At 39.3% G+C, this 22,551-nt stretch carries 15 protein-coding genes; 6 read left to right on the forward strand and 9 right to left on the reverse strand.

Going from position 1 to position 22,551, the window contains the following annotated elements; genetic code table 11:
- Positions 1-8 precede the first annotated feature (8 nt).
- Both FAX86_RS22260 and FAX86_RS16375 read right to left on the reverse strand, forming a co-directional pair.
- Complete coding sequence (locus tag FAX86_RS22260; RefSeq protein WP_164503628.1) at positions 9-563, reverse strand: hypothetical protein; 555 nt, start codon at positions 561-563, stop codon at positions 9-11.
- A 24-nt stretch (positions 564-587) separates the two neighbouring features.
- The gene (locus FAX86_RS16375) at positions 588-1,625 is read right to left on the reverse strand and encodes an alpha/beta fold hydrolase (RefSeq protein ID WP_144394546.1); all 1,038 of its coding nucleotides are present in this window, start codon (positions 1,623-1,625) and stop codon (positions 588-590) included.
- 649 nt (positions 1,626-2,274) lie between these two features.
- Here FAX86_RS16375 and FAX86_RS16380 point away from each other — a divergent pair.
- Complete coding sequence (locus tag FAX86_RS16380; RefSeq protein WP_144394547.1) at positions 2,275-2,709, forward strand: DUF6985 domain-containing protein; 435 nt, start codon at positions 2,275-2,277, stop codon at positions 2,707-2,709.
- A gap of 313 nt (positions 2,710-3,022) precedes the next feature.
- On the opposite strand, the gene FAX86_RS16385 is transcribed toward FAX86_RS16380, so the two are convergent.
- Positions 3,023-6,391: a collagenase gene (locus tag FAX86_RS16385; RefSeq protein WP_144394548.1), complete on the reverse strand. Its 3,369-nt coding sequence runs from the start codon at positions 6,389-6,391 to the stop codon at positions 3,023-3,025.
- 116 nt (positions 6,392-6,507) lie between these two features.
- On the opposite strand from FAX86_RS16385, the gene FAX86_RS16390 reads away from it, so the two are divergent.
- Both FAX86_RS16390 and FAX86_RS16395 read left to right on the forward strand, forming a co-directional pair.
- Positions 6,508-10,524, forward strand: coding sequence for an ATP-binding protein (locus FAX86_RS16390; RefSeq protein ID WP_144394549.1), 4,017 nt, complete (start codon positions 6,508-6,510; stop codon positions 10,522-10,524).
- Between the two features lie 363 nt (positions 10,525-10,887).
- Complete coding sequence (locus FAX86_RS16395; RefSeq protein WP_144394550.1) at positions 10,888-13,344, forward strand: Calx-beta domain-containing protein; 2,457 nt, start codon at positions 10,888-10,890, stop codon at positions 13,342-13,344.
- Between the two features lie 244 nt (positions 13,345-13,588).
- Here the strand turns inward: FAX86_RS16395 and FAX86_RS16400 are convergent, their stop codons facing one another.
- The gene (locus FAX86_RS16400; protein ID WP_144394551.1) at positions 13,589-14,644 is read right to left on the reverse strand and encodes a hypothetical protein; all 1,056 of its coding nucleotides are present in this window, start codon (positions 14,642-14,644) and stop codon (positions 13,589-13,591) included.
- Positions 14,645-14,697: 53 nt separating this feature from the next.
- Between FAX86_RS16400 and FAX86_RS22265 the strand changes: the two genes are divergently transcribed.
- Entirely contained in the window at positions 14,698-14,847 is a 150-nt protein-coding gene (locus tag FAX86_RS22265) for a hypothetical protein (protein WP_205859234.1), read from the forward strand.
- 325 nt (positions 14,848-15,172) lie between these two features.
- Here the strand turns inward: FAX86_RS22265 and FAX86_RS22270 are convergent, their stop codons facing one another.
- From FAX86_RS22270 to FAX86_RS16405, 3 genes are all read right to left on the reverse strand, one after another.
- Positions 15,173-15,310, reverse strand: coding sequence for a hypothetical protein (locus tag FAX86_RS22270; protein ID WP_164503630.1), 138 nt, complete (start codon positions 15,308-15,310; stop codon positions 15,173-15,175).
- An 82-nt stretch (positions 15,311-15,392) separates the two neighbouring features.
- A complete protein-coding gene (locus tag FAX86_RS22275; RefSeq protein WP_164503631.1) occupies positions 15,393-15,563 on the reverse strand; it encodes a hypothetical protein in 171 nt (56 codons plus the stop codon).
- Between the two features lie 485 nt (positions 15,564-16,048).
- Positions 16,049-18,121 carry a winged helix-turn-helix domain-containing protein gene (locus FAX86_RS16405; protein ID WP_144394552.1) on the reverse strand — a complete coding sequence of 691 codons (2,073 nt, stop codon included), beginning with the start codon at positions 18,119-18,121 and terminating at the stop codon, positions 16,049-16,051.
- A gap of 465 nt (positions 18,122-18,586) precedes the next feature.
- Here FAX86_RS16405 and FAX86_RS16410 point away from each other — a divergent pair, with 465 nt between their 5' ends.
- Positions 18,587-19,846 (forward strand): Ig-like domain-containing protein, encoded by a 1,260-nt coding sequence (locus FAX86_RS16410; protein ID WP_144394553.1) that lies wholly within the window; start codon positions 18,587-18,589, stop codon positions 19,844-19,846.
- 638 nt (positions 19,847-20,484) lie between these two features.
- Here FAX86_RS16410 and FAX86_RS16415 read toward each other — a convergent pair.
- Positions 20,485-21,129, reverse strand: a complete 645-nt coding sequence (locus tag FAX86_RS16415) for a hypothetical protein (RefSeq protein ID WP_164503632.1) — start codon at positions 21,127-21,129, stop codon at positions 20,485-20,487.
- Positions 21,130-21,177: 48 nt separating this feature from the next.
- Positions 21,178-21,576: a hypothetical protein gene (locus tag FAX86_RS16420; RefSeq protein WP_144394555.1), complete on the reverse strand. Its 399-nt coding sequence runs from the start codon at positions 21,574-21,576 to the stop codon at positions 21,178-21,180.
- Between the two features lie 132 nt (positions 21,577-21,708).
- Between FAX86_RS16420 and FAX86_RS16425 the strand changes: the two genes are divergently transcribed.
- Positions 21,709-22,536 (forward strand): MipA/OmpV family protein, encoded by an 828-nt coding sequence (locus FAX86_RS16425; RefSeq protein WP_144394556.1) that lies wholly within the window; start codon positions 21,709-21,711, stop codon positions 22,534-22,536.
- Positions 22,537-22,551: the final 15 nt, after the last annotated feature.

The following is a 22,551-nucleotide window of genomic DNA, read 5'->3' on the forward strand; positions in this document are numbered from 1 at the left end:
CCTGTATATTAATGTATTAGATAACTATCACTTTCAGGCTCGTCATTTTCTGTATCTGCAGCATCAACCCAGCGGAAATGTTCTTCAATGGCTTTTTGAGCATCATTAACAGATACATTACTTAGGCACCAATTCCAGAAAGCATTTCCAGCATCGTATTCGGCGTGGTTGCTGGCTTCTTTTTGGTATTGAGGCGCAAACTTATATGCCATACTGTGAGCTTGCTTAGCTATTGAATGTTCGAATTTTTTTCGAGGAGATTCGTCATTAGACTCATCATCGATAGAAAAATTATTTTTTAATTCTTCTTCAAACTCGGAATCTGAATACTTAAAATCCCGGCGATAGGCTGCAATAAGTAAAGCATTTTTTTGGACACTTTGAGCATTTTTTGCACATGTGTTGTGGCGGAATTCTTGGGCTTCTAAATGCTCTCCAGAGAAATCATAGGTCATTTTTATATCATACCATTCCGGTAATTCCTGCTTTTCATTGGCAAATAGTGATGGTAATAGAGTAAGCATGAGTATTCGACTCAAAATACTATATTTTACGATCTTCATTATGTTCTATTCCTTTATTTAAATTTAATTGACAAATTTATTGATAATCTCGAAATATATTTCCGGTTGCTCCCACCAAATAATATGTCCCGCTTTTTCAATAAAATAATATTTTGCACCCAACAGCTCAGTAAATTCAATAGCTATACCATAGGGTATAAAATCACATTGAGCATGCAATGTTATAGCTGGTATTTCCACACTTTTTAACATCGGTCTAATATCTTCAAACTCAGGATTATAATTAGTTGACATATATGCATACGCACCAGCACCTCCCTCTTCTTGCTTAACATTTTTTGGATCACAAACCATTCCTTTGGTTACCTCTGTTATGAGGTTATTAAATAAAGTATCCATCTCTTTGTCGCTAATAAGCTTAGTATCCATTAATAACGCACCTGCCATTGCGAGCATCGGCTTTGGCCTAAAAATAGCTGAATCAGAAGTCTTGTGATAACTCCAAGGCTCAATAAACCGGTATTCTTCGGGTGGCTTGATATTATATCGAAGGGGAAAGCCTTCTTGATCATAGTGCTCAGGTGTAATGCCACCCGGCGATGAAAAAACAACTTTACTAACAAGCTCTGGATAATGTGCAATAAAATGTGTTGCGAGATCAGCGCCGAAAGAATGACCAATCAAGATAACTTTGTCCGCTTTAATATGCTGGGTCACAATTTCATGCAAGTCTTCAATGTGCCTTGTAAAGTTTACATCCGAAAAACTTGGCGGCCGCTCAGAAAGTCCTGAACCTAGCTGATCGTAAAAATATATCGCTCTCCCCTTGTTTCCCAGAGGCTTCAATGTGTCGATCGTCGATGAATGTATGTAGCCTCCGGGACCACCGTGAAGAAAAATGATCGGCGCTTTATTATCATTTCTTTCTCCAAACATACTAAATGCGATTTTAAATCCTCTATTAAGTTGCCAATACTGTGTTGTTGCGCGCTTTTCGATCTGGGTTACCTTACTATTTTCAGGTAAATAAGCAAAAATCATGAATGTGATGAGAGAAATTGCGAATAAACTTCCTAGGTATTTAAATATTTTTTTTATCATTTTTAATCCATTTATTAAGAACTCAAGCGATTTGCAATTTGATAGGATCAAAGTATTAATGACAAGTCACCAATTGTAAGAAAATTCTGTAAGGATTATGCTTTCGACTTTTTAAAACTGTACTTTTGTTGTCTGAAAGACATCGGTCAAGATTTGGGCGTTTTTAAGGCAGAAATTCACGAGCATCACTACTTAAAAGATAGAGAGAAAAGACACCAACTGGCTAATATACAACCAGTTATCCCTAGTTCAATTTGATTATAAAAGGGGACTCAAATGTCCCATATCGTTCTAGTAGAGCTTAATTTATTTAGTACTCCTAAATCGTTCACCGTAAAACGTTATCCTTTATCTTCCCCTGATGATGAGAATCCTTGTCAGCTATTGACCGGACGTCTCCAGAGCCGTTATCACTCACATAAACTTTCTCCATTCTGATTAGTATCAATCAGTTACATGAGCCTTAGGTTCCTTCTTTAACCGGCAATCAATCAACGGACTCTCTGTTTTCAGCAGCGATGTCGGAATTTTTCAATCATTGGTCGGATAAATGAAATAACGTACCAAATACTTATTTCCATAATGCCTTAAACTACTGAAATTCCAGAACTGATTGGTAAGCGCCACTGATTTTCTAATGAGCAGAACTTTGAAATTTAAGAACAACACACTTGCAAAACACTTAATAAATGAAGAAAAGGTGTATTTCGAACTATTCGGCGCTCACATCAACCTTATTGTCGATAATTACACTTCAGCCGACAGTCAAATTTTCGCTTCGCAGTTGAATAATTTGCCTGAAAAGACAATAAAAAGCCTCTGCGAGGCAACCTCTGAGTACTGCAACAATAAATTATACGCAATAGGAAAGTCAGCGATTCAATTCGAAAAAACCGAGAGCATTCTGTGTTATTTACGCCCAATTTTGTTACTGGTTTCTTTTGAGGGCTCCAAACGAATAATGACTTTAAATTTAGAGTTTGAATGCTCATTGTTGAATAAAAGTGTCATAGAGTGGGTTATACAAGGCGATACCATCCTTCATGTTGGTTCTTTTTATGATAACCCCCAATTTTGTCAGTAGCGAATCCATAACCCGTAACTTTAAACCTATTACTCGCTGAATTGACTAGACTTGATTTTTATTGATTCCGCACCCTTCTCGTCAGTGAGCCCAGCTTCTACTAACAAGAACTCTGAATTTGGATATCAATTTATTAATGGGATAAGTGTTAAGTTGATTTTTACGGGTTGAGCAAGATGGCATTTCTCAACAAACTCTTAAAATAACTGCGCACTAGTCGCAAGGTTAAATATTTTCGTTTAGTCGTTTCTTCAGTCAAAAGAAACCGAGTTTAAATTCGCATTCTTTTGACCGAGGAAATTGAGAATTTGATTTAACTGAATTTTTTTCTATAGTAGCCAGCTATCAATAAGAACACTAATGAATAGAAAAGTGTCCCGCCAGATTTTTTCTTGGCTTCAACGGTTACTTTTCTCGTAACTGTTGCGGTATTTCCCGAGCTGTCGCTTACCCGATAGGTCAATAAATACTCCCCCACCGCACTGGTATTCACAGAACCGGTTACAACAATACTTCCTGTTATATCGCCGTCGTTGTTATCGAGTGCTGTCGCACCAGGATCGGTAAATGTTGCCCCCCGCTTTATCGTTATACTATCTGCACCTATCAAGGTGACAATTGGCGCGGTCGTGTCTACTACGGTAACATTTCGAGTGACCGTAGTGGTATTGTCAGAACTGTCCGTTACCTCATAAGACAAGTTATACTCCCCTATTACATTAGGGTCGACAATTCCAGAGACAATAATATTTGCTGTTAAATCACCGTCATTATTGTCGAATGCTGTTGCGCCAGGATCGGTAAACACAGACCCCACTTCTATCGTCATATTGGCATCACCATTTAGAGTAAGCACAGGCGCAGTTGAATCGGACTTTTTAGAAACATAAACATAAACTACGTTAAAATCTTCTCGCTCTCCATCACTGACATGCAGAGTAAATGCCAAAACTATTTGTTGGTTAGACTCACTTTCAGGAATAGTAAAACTTAAGTCAGGATTTGTTAACGAATCGAAATCAATTGCTAAGTTGCCCTCATATTCCCAACGATAAGTAAGCTCTTGGCCTTCAGGATCATAGGCCTCACTTAACAGCTCAACGGAATCTCCATAATAAACATATTGCTCCTCTCCTAAACTTACCTCAGGAGCACTGTTATAGGCATACAGGCGAAAAGAAACCGTTTTGGATACAGAGTCATGTTCGTCTGTTACCGTTAATTTCAGTTCAACAGAAAACTCTCCCTCCAGAGATTCATCCGCAATTACCGTGGGCTGTAAAATACTCTTACTATCGAAAGTCAATTCAGGGCCAGATACTTGCTCCCATTGATACGTTAATGTATCACTATCCAAATCAACAGCCGATGCTTCTATTAACGTTTCGTGTTCATCATATAGATAAATACTCGTAGGAATATTCACTACGGGTAGAATATTTTCTCGCTCAGTATTTTCCTGTCGAATGGATGTTTCACATGTATAGTTGGTTTGAATTTCGGAGCCATTATCCATCAACTCGCCATGCCAACATACAATATTGTACCAGTCAAAGTCGCCGGATAATTCAACAAGTTCTTGTAACGAGTAATCCAGAGTTTGTGTGAAATACTCTTTCGCATTATCTGTTGTATTTCTCAACACGCCTCGACATATAACACGTCTCTCAATAGTCACTGCAAATTCTTCACATTCTGCATCAAGCAATGGGGTGTGCGTGATAAGGGTTTGTTCTACATCCAACACTGTGTCACGCTCAAGAAAACGTGATGGCAGAAAAAATGTCGATGGATTTGTCAGGTTGTCAAGATTTTGAATAGCTTGATCGATATATGCCTGATATTCACTCTCTAAGTCAGAATCATTCGAGATTGAAGCAATTAATGCGTCGAAAGACTCTATATCGTTATTACGAATCGCATTAAATATATCTGTTAATGTTGAATTATAGTTTTCATTCAAGAAGTCAACTAAAAGCGACGCATAACGATAAAACTTGAAACCATCACTATATCCTGAGCTTACGATAGTCTGAATCGTCAGCCTTTCAGAATCATTAGCTATTCGTCTTACAATAGTATGACGTTGCTGAACGCCATCGAATTGAGTTGAGTGGGCAAGATATTCTGCTGAACCTTCGTTTAACCATGTTATTCGATTATTTTCGTAAAACTCAGTCTCGCCAAAAATACCGTGAATTGAGAAGCGAGCTTGAAGGTAATGAGTGAACTCATGCCGAAAGAGCTCTTCTAAACTGTAGATACTGTCTTGTTCGGTTCTATCATAGGTATAAAAAGTGCCACGTTGCTCAATATAAATACCACCATTGTCTGTATCTATACCATTCAAAAAATATTGATATAAGTCGTAAGACTCTGGCGAATCGTAAATGACCATTGTCAGTGTTTCATTTAAGTCGTCTGGCAGTGGCTGATCATTTTCTGTTAGCCTAAAAAACTGCGCTTGCACTTGTTTAGCTGCGTAATAAAGCGGCTCTACCTTAGCAAGCTCAAGTCCGGTTCTTACCACCATTTTTCCATCATCAAAAGCAAAAGTATTTGGAAAAAGCATTGCCTCTAATTCTGGTTTTACTATATCTTCACAAATATTATGTTCAGCAAAAAGATTACAGTCATTCCAACCATTGATTGATCGGACTAGTGCCATCCAAAGATAGGAAAACCGTTCTTCTTCGTTCAGTAATTGTGAAAGCACTTGCTCTAAACGCTCTGGAAAAAGGTTAAAACCATGGACTTTTACTAGATAGAAATAAGTGTTAAAGATCAGATAGTCATAGTAACCATCTTCAATAGTGAGCAGCCATCTCCTACTCGTTGCGGTCTCCAGTAATTCTAAGAACTCTGAGTCTTCCGCTATAGCATCGATGAACGCTTGTCTACCTAGGCCTCGATCGATATGTTGATAGAATAAGTCGTTGTAAACGGCAGCCCACCAGTGAGCCTCTATAAAATCTTCATTAAAGCGCGACAATAGTTGCTTAAACATTGGAATAAACTCAACGTGTGCTTCCGCGCCGTCTATTAAATGAAACCATTCCCAAACAGCACTGGCGTGCATGTCGTCACCAGTTGTCCAAAAAATATTCGTGCTATAAAACTCATTAAGAGCAGACAAGGTTGCAGATCGAACTTCTGGAGTAAACTCGTCCCAGTCGTAAAGGTTAGACTCATCATAACCCTGATTAAAGTAACCCGCTCGAATAATCATTAAAAGACGTTCAAGAACGGCTGCTGCCTCAAGTTGATAGCCTTCTGAGCGAGACTGAATTTCATTGGCGAGTAAAACGATGCGCTCTGCAGTGAAGAATTCAGAAAGCAAAGTTTCATCACCGTAAAAGAACTCGCTTGTACAAGAGCTATCCAATTCAATCAGATAACTCGCAAGTTCCTCATTTGAGATACCAATAGCCTCTTGCAAAGAGCAACTTGTATTTGATTTAAATTCGTTAAAACGCTGTGAATTTGACACTCGCTGAAGTGATTTTGATGTTTTACCATAAGCGGTTTTATTGGCTATGCCAGTCGGCTTTCGTAGTCCACTTTTAATCTCATAATTCGAATTTGAAGCTAGGACTAATTCGCTGTCACTTTCGTAATGAATTGTTGACCATGCCGTCATACTGGTGATGGCTAGCCATAGCATTGTAATCGTTTTAATCATTTTTCTCTCAAGTGCTTTCTCATTGACTTGAGTTGTATTTTACCGATGAAATATCGCGACTTCTTTGTAAAAAAGTGACATTTCATTGTACTGAAGTGACATTAAAGGCAAAGTTGATGGGTAAAATTACCAAAAATAAAAAATTTGATAAAATCTTTAATGTCGTCGGTTTACTTTTCTTTATATTTGTAGTTTTCCCTACATCAGCAATTAATCTAAAAAGTTTTACTGCGGAGGATGGATTATTTCAAAACTCCGGGACTGCTTTTGTTATCGACCATGATGGATTTTTATGGATTGGCACTGAGCTGGGAGTCTCTAGATTTGACGGTTACGAATTTAAAACTTATCCAATAAAAACCCACAATCTAAAACCGGCTAAATATAGCTATGTTAATACGCTATATGTTGATGGTAATAATACGATTTGGGCAGGCTTGCATGTGGGCATTGCAAAGCTCGACCGTTCTAAGAATATCTTTAAAGTGCAAGCCTCCAAGAGAGATACTGAAGTTAGCGAAGAAGCACAAACATTAATTCCATTCCAGCCTTCGGCGGTTATTGGCATTCAAAAGGCGCCGAATCAACAACTCTGGATCGGACATTCTACAGGTCTTTTTGTGCAAGACGCTTCAGGTTGGCATTACGATGATGCAGGGCTTGATGAAAAAGAATATTTATCGGCATTCACCTGGATCGATTCTGAATGTTTGCTGATAGGGACAGATCTACGGATCTATCGATACTGTCCAAAAAACGAACAGATTGATACTATTTATCAATCCAATGAGGTATTTTCTAATCCTAAACATTATTACGTCACCAGTATCTTGAAAGACGGTGATAATATCGCATGGATAGGTATTCGTTATCATGGCGTCTATCGATTAGATTTAACAACATTTAAAATCTCAAAGTTTAAGGTTGATACTCCAAAATTTGAGCAGTTGGAAACATCAATCATTATTGAGGATTCAAATTCAAATATCTGGTTTGGCTCTTATGATTCCGGTACGTACCGATACAATAAGGATACTAAAAAGTTAGAGTCTATTTCGAGCCAGCCCACTCTAAGTTTAATGCCTTCTGACAACGGTACTGTTTGGGTTGGTAGTTACCGAGAGGGTATACAATTATATAGCCCGAAATTGAACAGGTTCGCGCACTTACATCCGCAAACTCTTTCAGAGAACTCGGTTCAAAGTAATAATGTTGTTGCTACTACCGTTGACAGCGAAGGTAGGATTTGGGCTGCAATTTCTAACGAAGGCGCTTTAGTTTTTGAAAATGGTAAAGTTATTTCGCACTTCACCACATCAAATGGATTATTAAGTAATGATTTGACCGTCATTAGAGAGTCACCAGATAAAAAAATATGGCTTGCGAGTTTTGGTGGTATCTCTATTTATGATCTAAAGTCTAAAACCTTCTCTTATTTGACGGCTGAAATGAGCAATATGTCTTTTCTAAAGAGCTCATCATTTTTTGAATTAATGTTTGATAAGAATGGTCATGTATGGCTATCAAAATGGAAAGGTGGTTTATACCGAGTAAATGGGGAAAATGTCGAAACTTTTGATAATCCTTATTTTATAAGCAATTACCGCTATACCGACCTTCTGCTAGATAATAATCAAGATTTATGGGCTATTCACGAATCGGGAGTCAGCCTGTTTGATGAACAGTCAAAATCCTTCAAACATTATTTGATTCCACAACAGCATCAACCTCTTTACGCATACACCAACTTTGTTTCAAAGGACAACAAACTTTACCTCGTATCAAGGCTGGGCATCTATATATTTGATCTTTCGACAGGGGTATTCGAAAATTTGAATCATCCAATACTTGTTGATGACTATACCATCTATTCAGCAATACAAGATGGTCATCATTCATTTTGGTTTGGCACTGAAAAAGGTTTGCTCAATTATAGTAATGGAGAGATAGAGTTATACGACTTGATTGACGGTATCCAAGGACTCGAGTTTAACGGAAAAACATCACTAGCTTTCGGCAATGGAGAGCTTCTTATGGGTGGTGTGAATGGCATTTCTATTTGGAACCCAGATGAATTTCTATTGGAACCCAAAGTATCCGAAATAGTGATCTCAGAGAGTAAGCTGTTAACCAATGAAGGAGCTCAAGATATACCTTTCACAAACAAGGGTATTGAATTAAATTCTAGTCAAAGAAATTTTTCAATCACCGTCTCCTCTTTAGACTACTCTTTTGCCGAAAAGATTAGATACGCTTACCGCATTCCGGGCATTACCGATTGGGTTTCTCTTAATCAAGAGCGAGAAGTCTCATTTATTCAATTTCCGCACGGTCAGCACACTGTTGAATTGAAAAGTACGAATGGAGTTGGGTACTGGAATGATGACGTTACCAAGATAGTTATTGATATTGAAGTGCCCTTTTGGAAGCGTTGGTACTTCATAGCGTTTTGTTGTTTATTCATACTTGTATTGGCTCTTGCAACTCACAGGTTTCGAATGAAACGACTTAAAGAGAGAGCAATATTATTAGAAACTTTAGTTAAAGAGAGAACCAATGAACTTCAGGTAAAGTCAGACCAATTAGTCAAAGTTACTGAAGAGAAAGAAAACTTTTTTGCTAATATTTCTCACGAGATTAAAACGCCTTTGACGCTAATTTTAGGTCCAGCAGAAAGCATTATGAAATCGCAGAAAGGCCTATCTGACGAACTAAGTATCATAATAAGAAATTCGAAAAGATTGCTTAAGTTAGTCAACCGTTTACTATCATTTACTTCACTTTCACAAGTTAATGAAAACAATTGGAGCCTGACTACTTCAGACACCTATGGCCTTGATGACTATGCTGCGGACTTATCTTTGCTTGCAAGAGAAAAGCAAATAACGCTGGAATTTAAGGGTGAAATTACAGGCTGTCCACTATTACCGGAAGACCTAGAGACGGTGATGTCGAACCTTGTCTCAAATGCTATTAAATATTCACCCGAGAATACAATCGTTACTGTCATGTGCTCAAGCTCCGATAGTGAGTTTACAATAGAAGTTGTCGATCAAGGAATAAGTATTTCAAGTGAAGAACTTGACAATATATTTAAAAGATTTTATCGGGTTGATACTCCTGAAGTTAAAGAACAAACAGGCGCTGGTTTAGGTTTATCTATTGTCAAAAGCCTTGCTGAAAAGTACAGCGGGAGCATTATAGCAAGTAAAAATCGAAATAATGGTTCAACGTTTATATTTAAGTGTCCAATGATCGGAAATGAAATTTTAGAGCCTATTAGCAAACGAGAGAGTCCAATAAAAAATATTCAGAGTGATCAGTCTCAATTGCCAAATAACAGCGAGAGAAAGACAATATTAGTTGTCGATGACAATACAGATATGCGCGACTATATCTGTTCGATTTTAAGCAACCAATTCGACTGCTTGTCGGCATCCAACGCTTTATCCGCGTATCAATTAGCCATCGATAGTGTTCCTGACTTCATAATTTCCGATATAAATATGCTACCTGTCGACGGCTTTGAATTTTGTAGAATGTTAAAAGACAATCAAATTACTTCTCACATACCAATAATGATGCTAACAGCGGATGGATCTGAGTCGAGAAAAATGAAAAGTCTACAACTAAAAGCAAATTACTTTTTGACCAAACCATTTTCAAGAGAAGAGCTTCTGTTAATTTGTCAAAATACAATCGCGAATCAAGCTAGTTCTTCGGATAAATTACAGATCGAATTGACTTCTAACTTAGTAATTGCAGAAGATATTGCAGTTAGTCAACAAAGCCAGAACCAAGACTTTATCAACAAACTTCACGAGTTAATTGATGATTATATAATGTCAAATACATTGTCAGTACAGGCTCTAGCAGATGCACTGATAATGAGCAAACGGCAGTTTCAAAGAAAAATGAAGTCCCTAACTGGAATTGCTCCTCTGGAATACATAAGACAATATAAGTTGAATAAGTCTCTAGTGTTATTGAAACAAGGACAGCCAATAAAAGCGGTTTCATTCCAACTCGGGTTTAATAGCGTTGCTTATTTCACTAAGTGTTTTAAAGATGAGTTTAAAGTCACCCCAAAGGAATTTGTAAATAGTAAGGTTACGATTGAGGACCAAGGATAAGCAGTCTTAACTGCATATAGAGTCCTTAGTGCTGATAATAGACCATTTGCCCGACGGTACTTAAGGCCGTCTCAGCATGGCTAGCTACGGCCTGACGGCCATCAGGTTGACTGGACGTTCCCTGCGTCGATTCCGCACGCGCCTCATCGGCGTGCACAGCTTCTCCTGGATTGTGACTTTGTCACAATTGAAAGGCTGACGAGTTCACAATATTGAGGGCAAACATCGTAAATATTTCACATCGCGATACTCATTGAGTTTTAATGCCGTAGAATCCGCTCAACTTCGTCAGACACCCACTATTGGTCTTATTTAGTCTGTTGGAAAACGTTAAAGTCTTATTAATTGCCCGAGGAGTATGCAGTGGTAACAAAGTTTAAGTATCAATTAATCGCATCAGCCGTAATTTCTGCCTTTACAACACTAGCAACCGCTGACATGCCAAATTCTCAGACAAATTCTACAGAGACAGACGTTACGCGATATATAGTTACCTACAAAAAGTCAGCCCTACCATTAGCAAAAACGACAGATAAAATTGAATATGAAACTTTTCAAGCTGCTAGAGCGCTCGAAGCGAAAGGTATTCCGGTTAAAAGAGAGTTACGAAGTCACGCCTCTATCGCTGTCGAACTGACGCCTGAACGTTTAAACGAGTTAAAAGCTGATCCTCAAGTAGCTTCTATCGTAGAAGATCACAAACGCTTCCCAATGGCGATTTACAATGATTCTCCCGGCAGCCCCTACGATGTGCAAGTAACTCCTTATGCTGTTTTTCAGTCACAAGCTGACCAGTTACAATTACAAGATGGACAAAAAGTCTGTGTTATCGATTCTGGACTGGCTGGTGCCGAAGGTGAGACAGGCGGACGCAATGACGATTTTGAATGGGCAGTAATTACTGGCGATAACGACAGTGTCAGCGGAAATTGGAATGAAGACGGTGGTAGCCATGGTACTCATGTAGCTGGCACTATCGGTGCTGCTGATAATGATTTTGGTGTTATTGGTATGGCTCCAGGGGTACCAATGCACATTATCAAAGTATTCAATAATGCTGGTTGGAGTTACTCTTCAGATTTAGCCTACGCCGTTGGAAAATGTGCCGATGCTGGCGCCAATATCATTAACATGAGCTTAGGCGGACCAAATTCAAACCCTGTTGAACAAAATGCTTTTGACACTTTTACGGAAAATGGTGGTTTGGCAATCGCTGCCGCAGGTAATGATGGTAGAGAAATCGCCCCAGAGAGAAAGTACCCCGCCGGATACGACTCAGTTATGATGGTCGGTGCTAATGATGCCAACAATAATCATGCAGATTTTTCCGAATCCCCTTCATGTAATGCAACAAAAACCAATTGTGTAGAAGTGACCGCTGGTGGTGAAAGTGTTCTTTCAACCATTCCTCATGACCAAGATTACCATGGTATTTTGAGGGCCGAAGGAGCTAGCTACAGAGTGTCGGCTTTCGAAAATTCAGGCACTGCTCAAGGAGAAACCTATTTTATGGGCCTAGGTACCGCAACTGACGCAGCAGCTGATGGTAAAATTTGCTTGATTGATCGCGGCGAAATCACCTTTCACGATAAAGTAAAAAACTGTGAAGACAGCGGCGGAATCGGAGCGGTTATTATTAACAATGAGGAAGGACCCTTGCAAGGCACTTTGGGCGAACCCAATAACACAATCATCCCAACGGTAGGTGCTTTATTAACTGATCGCACAGCTTTATTAGATGCGACAACCGCCACAATTACTTATGCAATTTCAAGATCCAGCTATGGCACTCAGAGTGGTACCTCAATGGCAACCCCTGCTGTGACTGGTATCGCTGCATTAGTTTGGTCAAATCATCCTAACTGTACCGGAGCTGAAATCCGCACTGCTTTAAAAGCAACCGCAGAAGATTCAGGGGCACCCGGCCACGATGTATATTTTGGTAACGGTATTGTTAAAGCAAAAGCAGCGAGCGATTATCTTTCAGAAAATCGTTGTAACGGAGCTTCTGCAGCTGGCACTATCCAATTAGAAACAACTAGCACAACCGTCAGTGAAGACGCCGGCTCAGTTACCATCACAATCGAGCGCATCAATGGCTTTGAGGGCGAAGTTACCTTTGACGTAACAACAAGCAACGGCGCAGCGACAGCTGGAGAAGATTACACCGCGGTTAACCAAACTGTATTAATGGCTGATGGTGAAACATCGACTACGGTATCAATCGATATCATCGATGACAGTGAATATGAAGGTGAGACAGCTGAAAGCTTTAATGTCAGTCTATCAAACGCTAGCGAAAATACTTCGATACAACAGCCTAGCTCGATGCAAGTTAACATCACTGATAATGATCCTATACTGGAAGCAGGTGACTTCGCCTTGAGCAGTGCAACCTATTCAGCTGCTGAGAATAGTGCCGGAATAACAATCACTATTAATCGTGTGAACGGTGACTCTGGTGCAGCATCCGTTACCATTAGCTCAAGCAATGGTACTGCAACCAGTGGCAGTGACTACACATCAGTCAATCAGGTGGTATCCTTTGCTGATGGTGAAACTTCAAAACAAATTACCATTGCTTTGATTGATGATAGCAACTTCGAGGGCGACGAGTCGTTTACAGTGACTTTGTCTAATCCAAGTGCAAATAGCACCATTAACTCGCCAGCAACGGCTACAGTAACTATCCGAGAAAATGATTTGGAAGCGGGTGACGGTAATTCAGATGATTCAAATGACTCAGGTGGTTCAATCAACTGGCTAGTATTGCTGTCATTATTGGCATTCCGTTTAGGTCGAGTCAGCACCACAAAATAATCTAATAAGTTTATTTGTCCCGACCCAAGCCCTGACAGGATAACTGCTAGGGCTTTTATATTGTCAGTCTTAAATCATGAAGAGATCATTTCTGAAATGATTGTGTGCTAAAGGCGGCCATGATAGTCAGATTTCCAAGAACGCCAGTTTCAGATTCCGCTTGTTGAATGAGTTTTTCTCAACTGGCATGTCGGTTATTACGGATGGTGTTGATTTTTATGTTAGCCTCAGTATATCGAATTAATTATTTCCCTCTTTGATAATCTTGCTTGGATATTATGCGAATTTTAGGCTGTCCATATTTACCGACTAAGTCTTGCAGACGGTAGTAACCTACGCCAAAAGCGCCAACCTCATTGGTTTTTACTATCGTAAACTCAGGGTGTTGAGACTCTCCTTTAAAAGGTTCTGAACCATCATGGGTTGAGCTACCATCAACTAAACTATTTAGCACGAGATCTTTAGCAAACTCTTTGGGAAAGTCATATTGTATGTAGACAAAATCATCTTTAGATGATTCATTTAGTTTATATGCTCCATTTTTTGCCGCAATCCAAAAAGCTTTATTACCATTGTAGATAGCGTCAAATATATTTTGAGACTTTATAGCTTCTAATGATTTAGAATTGCTGGGCACCGCTTGCACAAAAGTGGTTTCGTTACTGAGTTTTTGTAGATCTCTCCCAAAAGCTCCCCAACTTTCACTCGTATTAGTGAATCGCTTTGCTTGCTCTTCTGAGAACACTCGTCTTTGATTGACTGGCCTATCAGGGATTTTTCCTTTATCTTCTTGTGCTTTATATTCAGCTTCTCGAGAAGATTGAGCTCGTTGATTTAGCTCATCTCGCATCATGACGTATTCATCGACCGCTTCTTGCATTTTCTTAACAATCTCTAAGCTTTCTTTTAGCGCTTCAGGATCATCTGACTTGCTGAGCTTTTTGAAGGGTGTTGCTAGCTCTCTTTCAAAACTTTTTAATGTTTTTCCAATGTAACCAGATTGATCAACATTACTTCTCTTTATTTGATCCCTAAGAGCATCAATTGCACTACTGACCTGATCTTGGTATTTGATATTGCTAGAAGCCGCACTGGATGAAGAAGAGCTCGATGAAGTAACAGAACTAGAATCCGATTGGCTTCTTTGACTACTATTTACAGCGACCGCGCCAGGACTAGCCTGTACACTATGAGGTGCCCGAGGTGCGGCCAAACTACTTGATAATGGTGATGGTCCATCTTGCTGAGATGAATTGCTTTGGGAGTTAAGTAGTCTTGAGTTTTTTTTTGCTTTTTTCATAGCTATTAATCTCATTATATTACGACACAACAACCCCATAGAAAGGGTATCGTGTGATGTTAAAGTTTACTTCTGATTTTGTCTTAGTAGACGTCGGTATGATTTGGGGCGGAAAGTTTGGAAAATTTACTTACGTGCTAGCTGAACTCGCCGAAATGCGTATATTCTTTGATAGCTTCAAAGAATCAGTTCACCCAGAATAGAAATATTAGACCTAAGATTGTTTCTTTTGTCAATTTATGTTTTTAGGTTCGTTAATCTGACTACTAATCTTTTTTTTATTTTTGCCAATCGGAATCGTCTCTTTAGTAAAAGCATTTATCGAGGCGACCACCATTCCTATGATTAATTCATTCCAATAAAAATTAGTTTTTCGAATATTTGTTGTCTTACACATAAAATGCATTATTATGCCTCATTTTTATTGTGAAAGCTTACTCATACTAAACTGTCTATTTTTGTATACGTTTTTCCTAGCAACGTTCCATAATGATTAAAAGCAATTATTGGTAGTGAGATACCAAATAACTAAAATAATAACCTTGCGTATTCATCACGTTCAATCGAGTTTGATTGGCCTTTTTCTTCTGACGGTTCAGCGATTGATTGTTTCTTTTCTAGATCTAACGGTTGGTCAGACGCTTCTGACTTGGACTTCTCTGACATAGTGATTAATCCTTAAGCAATAAATATATGACAGATTATAGTCAATTGGGGCTAGCGCCCTATTGTTAATCAAGGGCGATTTCTATTGCGTTTTTGACGGTTGTCCAGTGACCATTTGTCCGGTTTCAGCAAGGTTGGATATGGCCTGGCGGCCATCGGGTTGACTGGACGTTCCCTGCGTCGATTCCGCACCCGCCTCATCGGCGTGCACAGCTTCGCCGCAGTACACGTCTAACTGTTTCGATAGTTTCACCAGAGCGGTTGCCATGGATGCTCGTTTTTTTCGAACATTATATGCGATGGATTACCCATCATAATACTGCCCGAGATTCTCAAATAATCCGGCTTCTCCGAATCTTCTTTTTTACCTTGGCTAACTTTTTTATCGACTGACTTAGGCTTTATTTGCTTCTGGTCTTTTGATGTTCCAGTGAGTGTAACTCACATAGCCTGCCCTTCTAAAAAAAACAGCGCGCTTTAAACTGAAGGTTATTAACGAAGGTCTTCAATTGTTTTTTTGATGATGTCCCAGTCACATGGACGGCCCTCCCAATAAGACGCAGGCAACGGCGCATGAACTCTATCGTTATGAATCTCCGGCGCGTATTCCTGCATGGTGTTGTAACAGTTATAAAGTGATTTCCCAGAGAAGCAAAATAGTTCAAGCAATGAACCGAACATCTGTGTGCTCAGTAACTCAAGGTTGTCGTTGCTAAAGATTAGCCTTTTGAGTAAATCTTATTTTATTGAAGCTTGTATAATAAGGTTTGATCCAGAAACCGTCTTAATATGCAATTTGAGATCAGGGGTATGGTTTAACAAGTCGATTTGGGATATCTTCTGGAAGGTTTGTTGGTAAACTTCAGAAAGAGCGTTGCCAGCTAAATCATATTGGTAAACGCGAAAGTCATTTTTTAACGAAGTTACAAAGTGAGCATGCGAAGGCCCTAATAAAATGGCGGCCGCATTTGTGGACAGCGATTGGGGTAGTTTTATTTCTTTGTTTGTCTGAGACTCTAAGTCATACAGATAGACATTTAGAGCTGACCCATTATTCTGGGTGTAAATCACATAGTTTTCATTGATGTCGAAACTTTTGATTCTGGGTTGCCGTAAAATTGATTCTGAGCGCTCGTTCATTTTATGATAAGCCATTAGCCCACTGGTATTCACATAAAATATTTTCGACTCATCTTCAGATACTTTAAAAGCATTGGTTGGAGAGTCCAGTTCAGCAAAGACCTCGATGTGATCATCGGTTATTTTTAATACTTGAGTGTTATTCAAGTGATTTAAGGTTAGAACAAAATAATAACTTCCATCTTTTGAGTATTGCGCGTCAATCGTCGTTAAGTCGGGATTAGACAGGAGTTTTGAAAGTTCACCGTCACTGTACTGCCAAAGACCTTGGTTTCCATCAACGCGAGAAGTTAAAAGGAAGTTGTTGCCACGCGAAGACCCTTCAATAAACCTGTATTGTATGTCTAGATTGATATTTTGTCTTGTATTGACTGGAGCACTTTTTTCGGACTTTCGATTAACGAGTATGTACGATTCTAAAGATTGCATAGCCGCAACATAATCCAGTGTTTTTGAATGCAGATCAATATCGCGATAAAACTCATAAGCCATCTGCTTGTAAGTCATTGTATCTAATCGGAGATACCAAAGGCCTGTTTCGTTTAAGGCCTGAAAATATAAGTCGTTATCTGTTTCTCCCCACATAACCTGAGTATTAATTCCTTTGGAGGTTTGAATAAATGAGACGTCATTCGTTTTCGTATCAATGATTGAAATGGAATCTGATCGGACTAGATTGGTACTGACACTCGCAATATAACGACCACTGGGAGAAAAGCGTGAATAGAGATGACTTTTGCGCTTAAAGTCGACATCCAGCTGAATGGCCGTCTTGGTCTTACTATCAATAATTTGCGGCACCGTATTTTTGCTGGCATCCAGCGCGGAAGTTAGAATTAAAGCTTTTTCTGGAAGCCAGTCAATGGTTAATACCGCATGCAAGTCACAACGACTAATGGGGGTGTTGGTTTTTTGTATAATATTATAAATAAATATATAGCACTGATTGTCTTGGGTGTTGCGTATAAGCAGCTGATTGCTGTCTTCGTCTGCGAAGGTGACTGCAATGTTATCAGACTTAAATTCAGTTATTTTATAGTCCTTCGATAATTTTCGGTCGTACAGTCGAACTTCGACATGTCGATTGATTTGGCGACCATTCTCGCTTGGTTTTTTAATGTAGACTATTTTTGACGCATCATGATTAAAGCGAGGTCTCATTTGATCGTCGCGATCAAAGGTTATTTGATTGCGTTTTTGCAGTAGTGGCAACGAGGCGCTTGGTTTTTTGAGCTCTTTGGCTACGTTAAATATAACGACGACTAATATGACAAAGCAGACGATGCTCAAGCCCGCTACATGCGCAAATGACAAACCTTTTTTCTTGCCGGAGTCAAAGGGTTGAACCTCACATATGAGTTGGTAGCCTTTCTTAGTAACCGTCTCTATATAGTTTGATGATTGTGCTGGGTCATTGAGGATCTTTCTTAAATCAGCGACCGTTCGCGATAAAACCACCTCTGAAGTGACCGTGTCGGGCCAGATGGTGTCTAACAAAGCATCTTTGGAGAGCGTTTCGCCTTGCCGACTGGCCAACACAACCAGCAGTTGCATTATTTTAGGGCGTACTTTCACCTCAACGTTTGATTCTTGATGTACAAGTATGTTCCTTGCAGGAAATACATCAAATTCCCCACAAGAAAATCCTTTTTCTAATTCATCAATGTTCAAAAGACGCTTTTCTCTTCAATAATAATAATTCGGTGAATGGAGTCACTCGGGTATGAGGGGTAAGTAATATACACGATTGAAATAAAGTTACACATTCAGCCATTTTCTCACTTCACCTATGAATCCCAGTGAAAGTTATTGGATTTAAATATGCCACGAGTCAAGGGGATAAAGTCATCATGGTTGTTAATAAAGCCGCCTTAAAGTGAGTTCATGAAGTAAAATTGTGCATTTCAACATTAAACGGAGTCAAGAACAAAGCATTTCATAAGATTATGATGTATAACATAAAAATACGAACTTCACCTAATTTTCAACAGATTTTCAACCCGTTATCAATTAAATGGAATTAAATTTTCAAGACTCTTTTGGCGTCAGTCCTTAGTTTGAGCGTGCAATGGGTCGCACCGTTTTCGAGGTGCGTCGCAAGAACGTTAAAACTTCATATTACATAGGTAGACTTTTATGCACTACGCCAAAAAACTGATACAGAAATACGCCGCATTCGTTTTAATGTCGTCCTCATCCTTGGCTATGGCCGCTGATTATAGCGATTTTGTCACGTTGCCCAATGGCCAAAATGACGACATAACGTTGGATAGTGATGGTAACTTGTATATTTCTCATACAGGAGGGTTTAACTCGTCGGGTGCTTTGGGTACGACGGTTTATAAGGTAACACCGGATGGCACTATCTCCACGGCAGTGACTGGGTTAAGTGGTCCTCTTGGATCGGAGTTTGATTCAAACGGTAACCTTTATGTCACCAATTTCAATAACGGTGTCATCACCAAAGTCACTCCTGATGGTACAACGTCTGTTTTTGCTGATCTGGGCAATGCGAATTCGGTAAACAATGTCGTGATTAATGCTCAAGATGAACTGTTTGTTGCCAGCTATGGCAGTAACTCAATTGTAAAATTGGTTGACGGTCAATCGCCAGAGACATGGGTTTCAGGCAGTGGTATTAACGCGCCCGTGGGGATTGCAATAGATGAGGCCGAGAACATCTACGTGGGTAGTTACGATGATGGTCGGGTTTTTAAAGTCGACACCAGCAAAAACATCACCGAATTAGACTCGGTTCCTGGCGGAATTGGTTATCTCACTTACACTAACGGAAATATCTATGCGACAGCGCGTAGTAGCAATGAAATATATCGTGTACCAACCAGTGGTGCGACCGCAACCGTTCTTGCGGGTTCCTCTGCTGCTGGCTTCAGTTTTCCAAACGGAATTGCACCGAGTCATGATGGCACCAAGCTTTACGTGTCTAACTACCAGAATGCTAAAATCATCGTGATTGAAGATTTTGAAAACGACTCTTCGGAGCAGACCGCACCAACAGCGGAAAATGACAGCGTCACTGTTGTTCAGGATTCAGAGATTGTGATCGATGTTTTATCGAATGATACTAGTGGCGGTGCTGTTGATATCGGATCGGTCAATATAGTTAGTGCTGCGCAGTTTGGCACCACACAGATTGATGAGTCGACCGGCTCCATCACCTACACACCTTTCGTTGACTTTGTCGGTGATGACTCATTCGTTTATACGGTTGACAATGAGCAGGGTGATACCTCAAATGAGGCAACGGTTTCAATTACTGTCACGGAAAAAGCGGTCGCTGAGACTTCCAGTGGCGGTGGTTCATTGGGTATTTCGATGTTCCTGATGCTTTTACTTGTCTCTGCAAAAAGTTTATTTCAAATGCTCAAAAAATAAACGTTGCCCAACGTGAGTCGGAAGCCTCTCCGTTTCGAGAGGCATCCGAATAGCGGGTCAAGCCAATTTTATAAAATTAAAACCTCATAAAATTTTGTCGAGCTTTAGCTCCCTACTCTGTAACAATTGCTTCACTTCTGCTCAAACTTATCATAGAAATCAATAGTAATTCTCCATGAGAAAACGCACTACTTTAATTTTATCTATTCAGAGTGAAATGATACCACCTATGGCACAACAATTCTTGTCAAAAAGATATTTATAAATATCACATCCATTCAAAGACTCGATTGGGTCTTACCGACATAAAGTTGGTTCTAACACAAGCCCTGCTTCTATTATGTATAGTAATAATTCAGTCTTACTTATCTTTCTTTTTTGAAGATGATATCGCAATGAACAAAACAATGATAACAACAACTATTACTCCAGCAATAACCGTAGTACTCATAACAAATCCTAAAATTAAATTGATGCGTTTCTAGTCTAGTTGAGAAATCAAGTATTGTCAGCTGAAAGCGTATTAAAGCTTTATCGCCAGCTACCTTTAGAAAAGGTTAATATACTTAGTTACTAACAATTTATTAAAGATATTTAGCTATAAAAACGTCAATCTTTCATAGCATCTTTGAATTTAATTACGAAGGGTCCTTATCGAGAAATTTTAAAAGTGTGTCCAAACTTTCTCGGTTGTAATTTTTTAAAGAGACTAAATACTTATGTCTGTAGATAAACACAGGCTCGCTAATTTGCAATTTTCGATTAGGCCAGACGACATCAATGTCTCTAATCAAGTCTGATCTTACACTTGAGTCCCAACCTTTCTCAGCGGCTATAGCATTAGCAAAATCAATTATATTCGCACGAGTATTAAAACGCCCTTTTTCTTTGTTAACTTCATCAAATATTCTTAAAATCATCTGATATTTATCTCTACTTAAACGTCTCTGTCGACTAAGTAAAGCGTATGCAAGATTATTCAAAGCTACTATTTCTTTTGAAGAATCAACTTCAGTTCCATCAATCGGAGTATCGTAAAACACAAAACGTGAGTTTCGATCTAATCTGACTTTTATTTTATTTAAGTCCTTATAAAAATCATAACAACTTTTGTTATAAAAGTGGCAATAGATAGCATTTACTTCACGTTTTTTCGACATTCCCCATTTTGGATTAAAGAATGGAGAAATTCTAAAATCAATGCCTCTTTTAAATTCTTCAGCTCCAGCATTTAATACAAAAACAGCTAAAAACAGGAAATACACTTGAATAAGTGCTTTCACTGAGAATCTAAACTTTTTAAAATATAGGAAACTCTCTTGCATAAACATCTAAATCGATGACTCCTGTAAATTATCGAACTTCCACACTCGTTCGCTTACGCAAATAGCATTAATTCCTCTGAGATGACATGCTCTTACGACATCAGGGTTATCATCAAACATTAATGCAACTTGATGCTGACAACATACTTCCGATTTCCAACCTGGTACATCATCAATATTATCATCCGGACAGCAGAAAATTTCTAAATCGCTTGTTTTTCTATTAAGCCATCTACAAGCATCATCTACTGTAAGCTCATCGTTTACAGTAATAATTATAACCCGCTCATAGTTTTTTGCTATTTCCCTAAAAGCCAAGGGATAATCGCTCGTCGTCTCATCCCAATCCAAGGCAAGCACATTTGATACTGAATTACCTTTTGTTTCATCATATTCTATATACATAAATCTATTGCTCTTTTCACCGACTTATCCTCCCTAACAATTATAGACTACCTCTGTTCCCAAATAAGTTACGTATAATGTAATATCGACATACTTTTAGAAATTTCCGGCCCAAATTGGAGCATAGTTCAAATGAATAAGGTTTCAAGTTTACTCTTAATCATGCTTATACAGAGTTTCTTCTTACAAGCTGCATTTGCACAAGATGAAAAATCAGTCATCGTTCCTTTACCTTCAGTTTACGATTTCAGTAAGGGCAATAATGGTTGGAGCTTCGGGTTAGGCCTTGGTGTTGAATATGAATCTGCCTACGAAGGATCGGACGAATTTGGTTTCGAAGCTCAGCCTGCTGGTGCTATTCAATGGCGAAGCGGAGATGATGCGTTCTTTTGGGCCGGTGAAGCGATAGGCTGGCGCGGTCTTCGTTCAAATAGATGGTTTTTCGAGGCTGTAGTGGCTTTTGAAGAAGGCCGTGAAGAAAACGCTTCCGAAGAAGGTTATTTGGATGGGCTTGGTGATCAAGAAGAAGGAACGGAATTAGTATTCCAAGCACGTCGCGCGCTCGATGACAACTGGCGTAATTGGTTGGTCGGCCGTATTGTAACCGGAGACAACGGAAACCTTGGATTATTTGGCGTTGGTCACCGCTTTGGCGACCAAAACGACGGAACCGGTTCTGAACTTTCGTTTGTTGTGGTTTTTCATGATAGTGAATACGCCAATACCGGTTTTGGCATAGACGCTGCGCAATCAGCAACATCTGGATTGGATGAGACTGAGTTAAGTGGTGGGTATCGATCATTTGGTCTCGATTACAACTATCGAAACTATATCAACGAGAATTTGCAAATATTCGGTGAGGTTCTCTATGAACGTTATAGCAGCGAGGTTGCGAATAGCCCCATCGCTCGCAACAACTATGAAGCCGAAGTCGGCGTCGGGTTGATTTATATATTCTAGCTTGCCTTACAATCT

Origin of the sequence: Pleionea sediminis (genome assembly GCF_007570825.1) — a bacterium.
In the GTDB taxonomy this organism is placed as follows: domain Bacteria; phylum Pseudomonadota; class Gammaproteobacteria; order Enterobacterales; family Kangiellaceae; genus Pleionea; species Pleionea sediminis.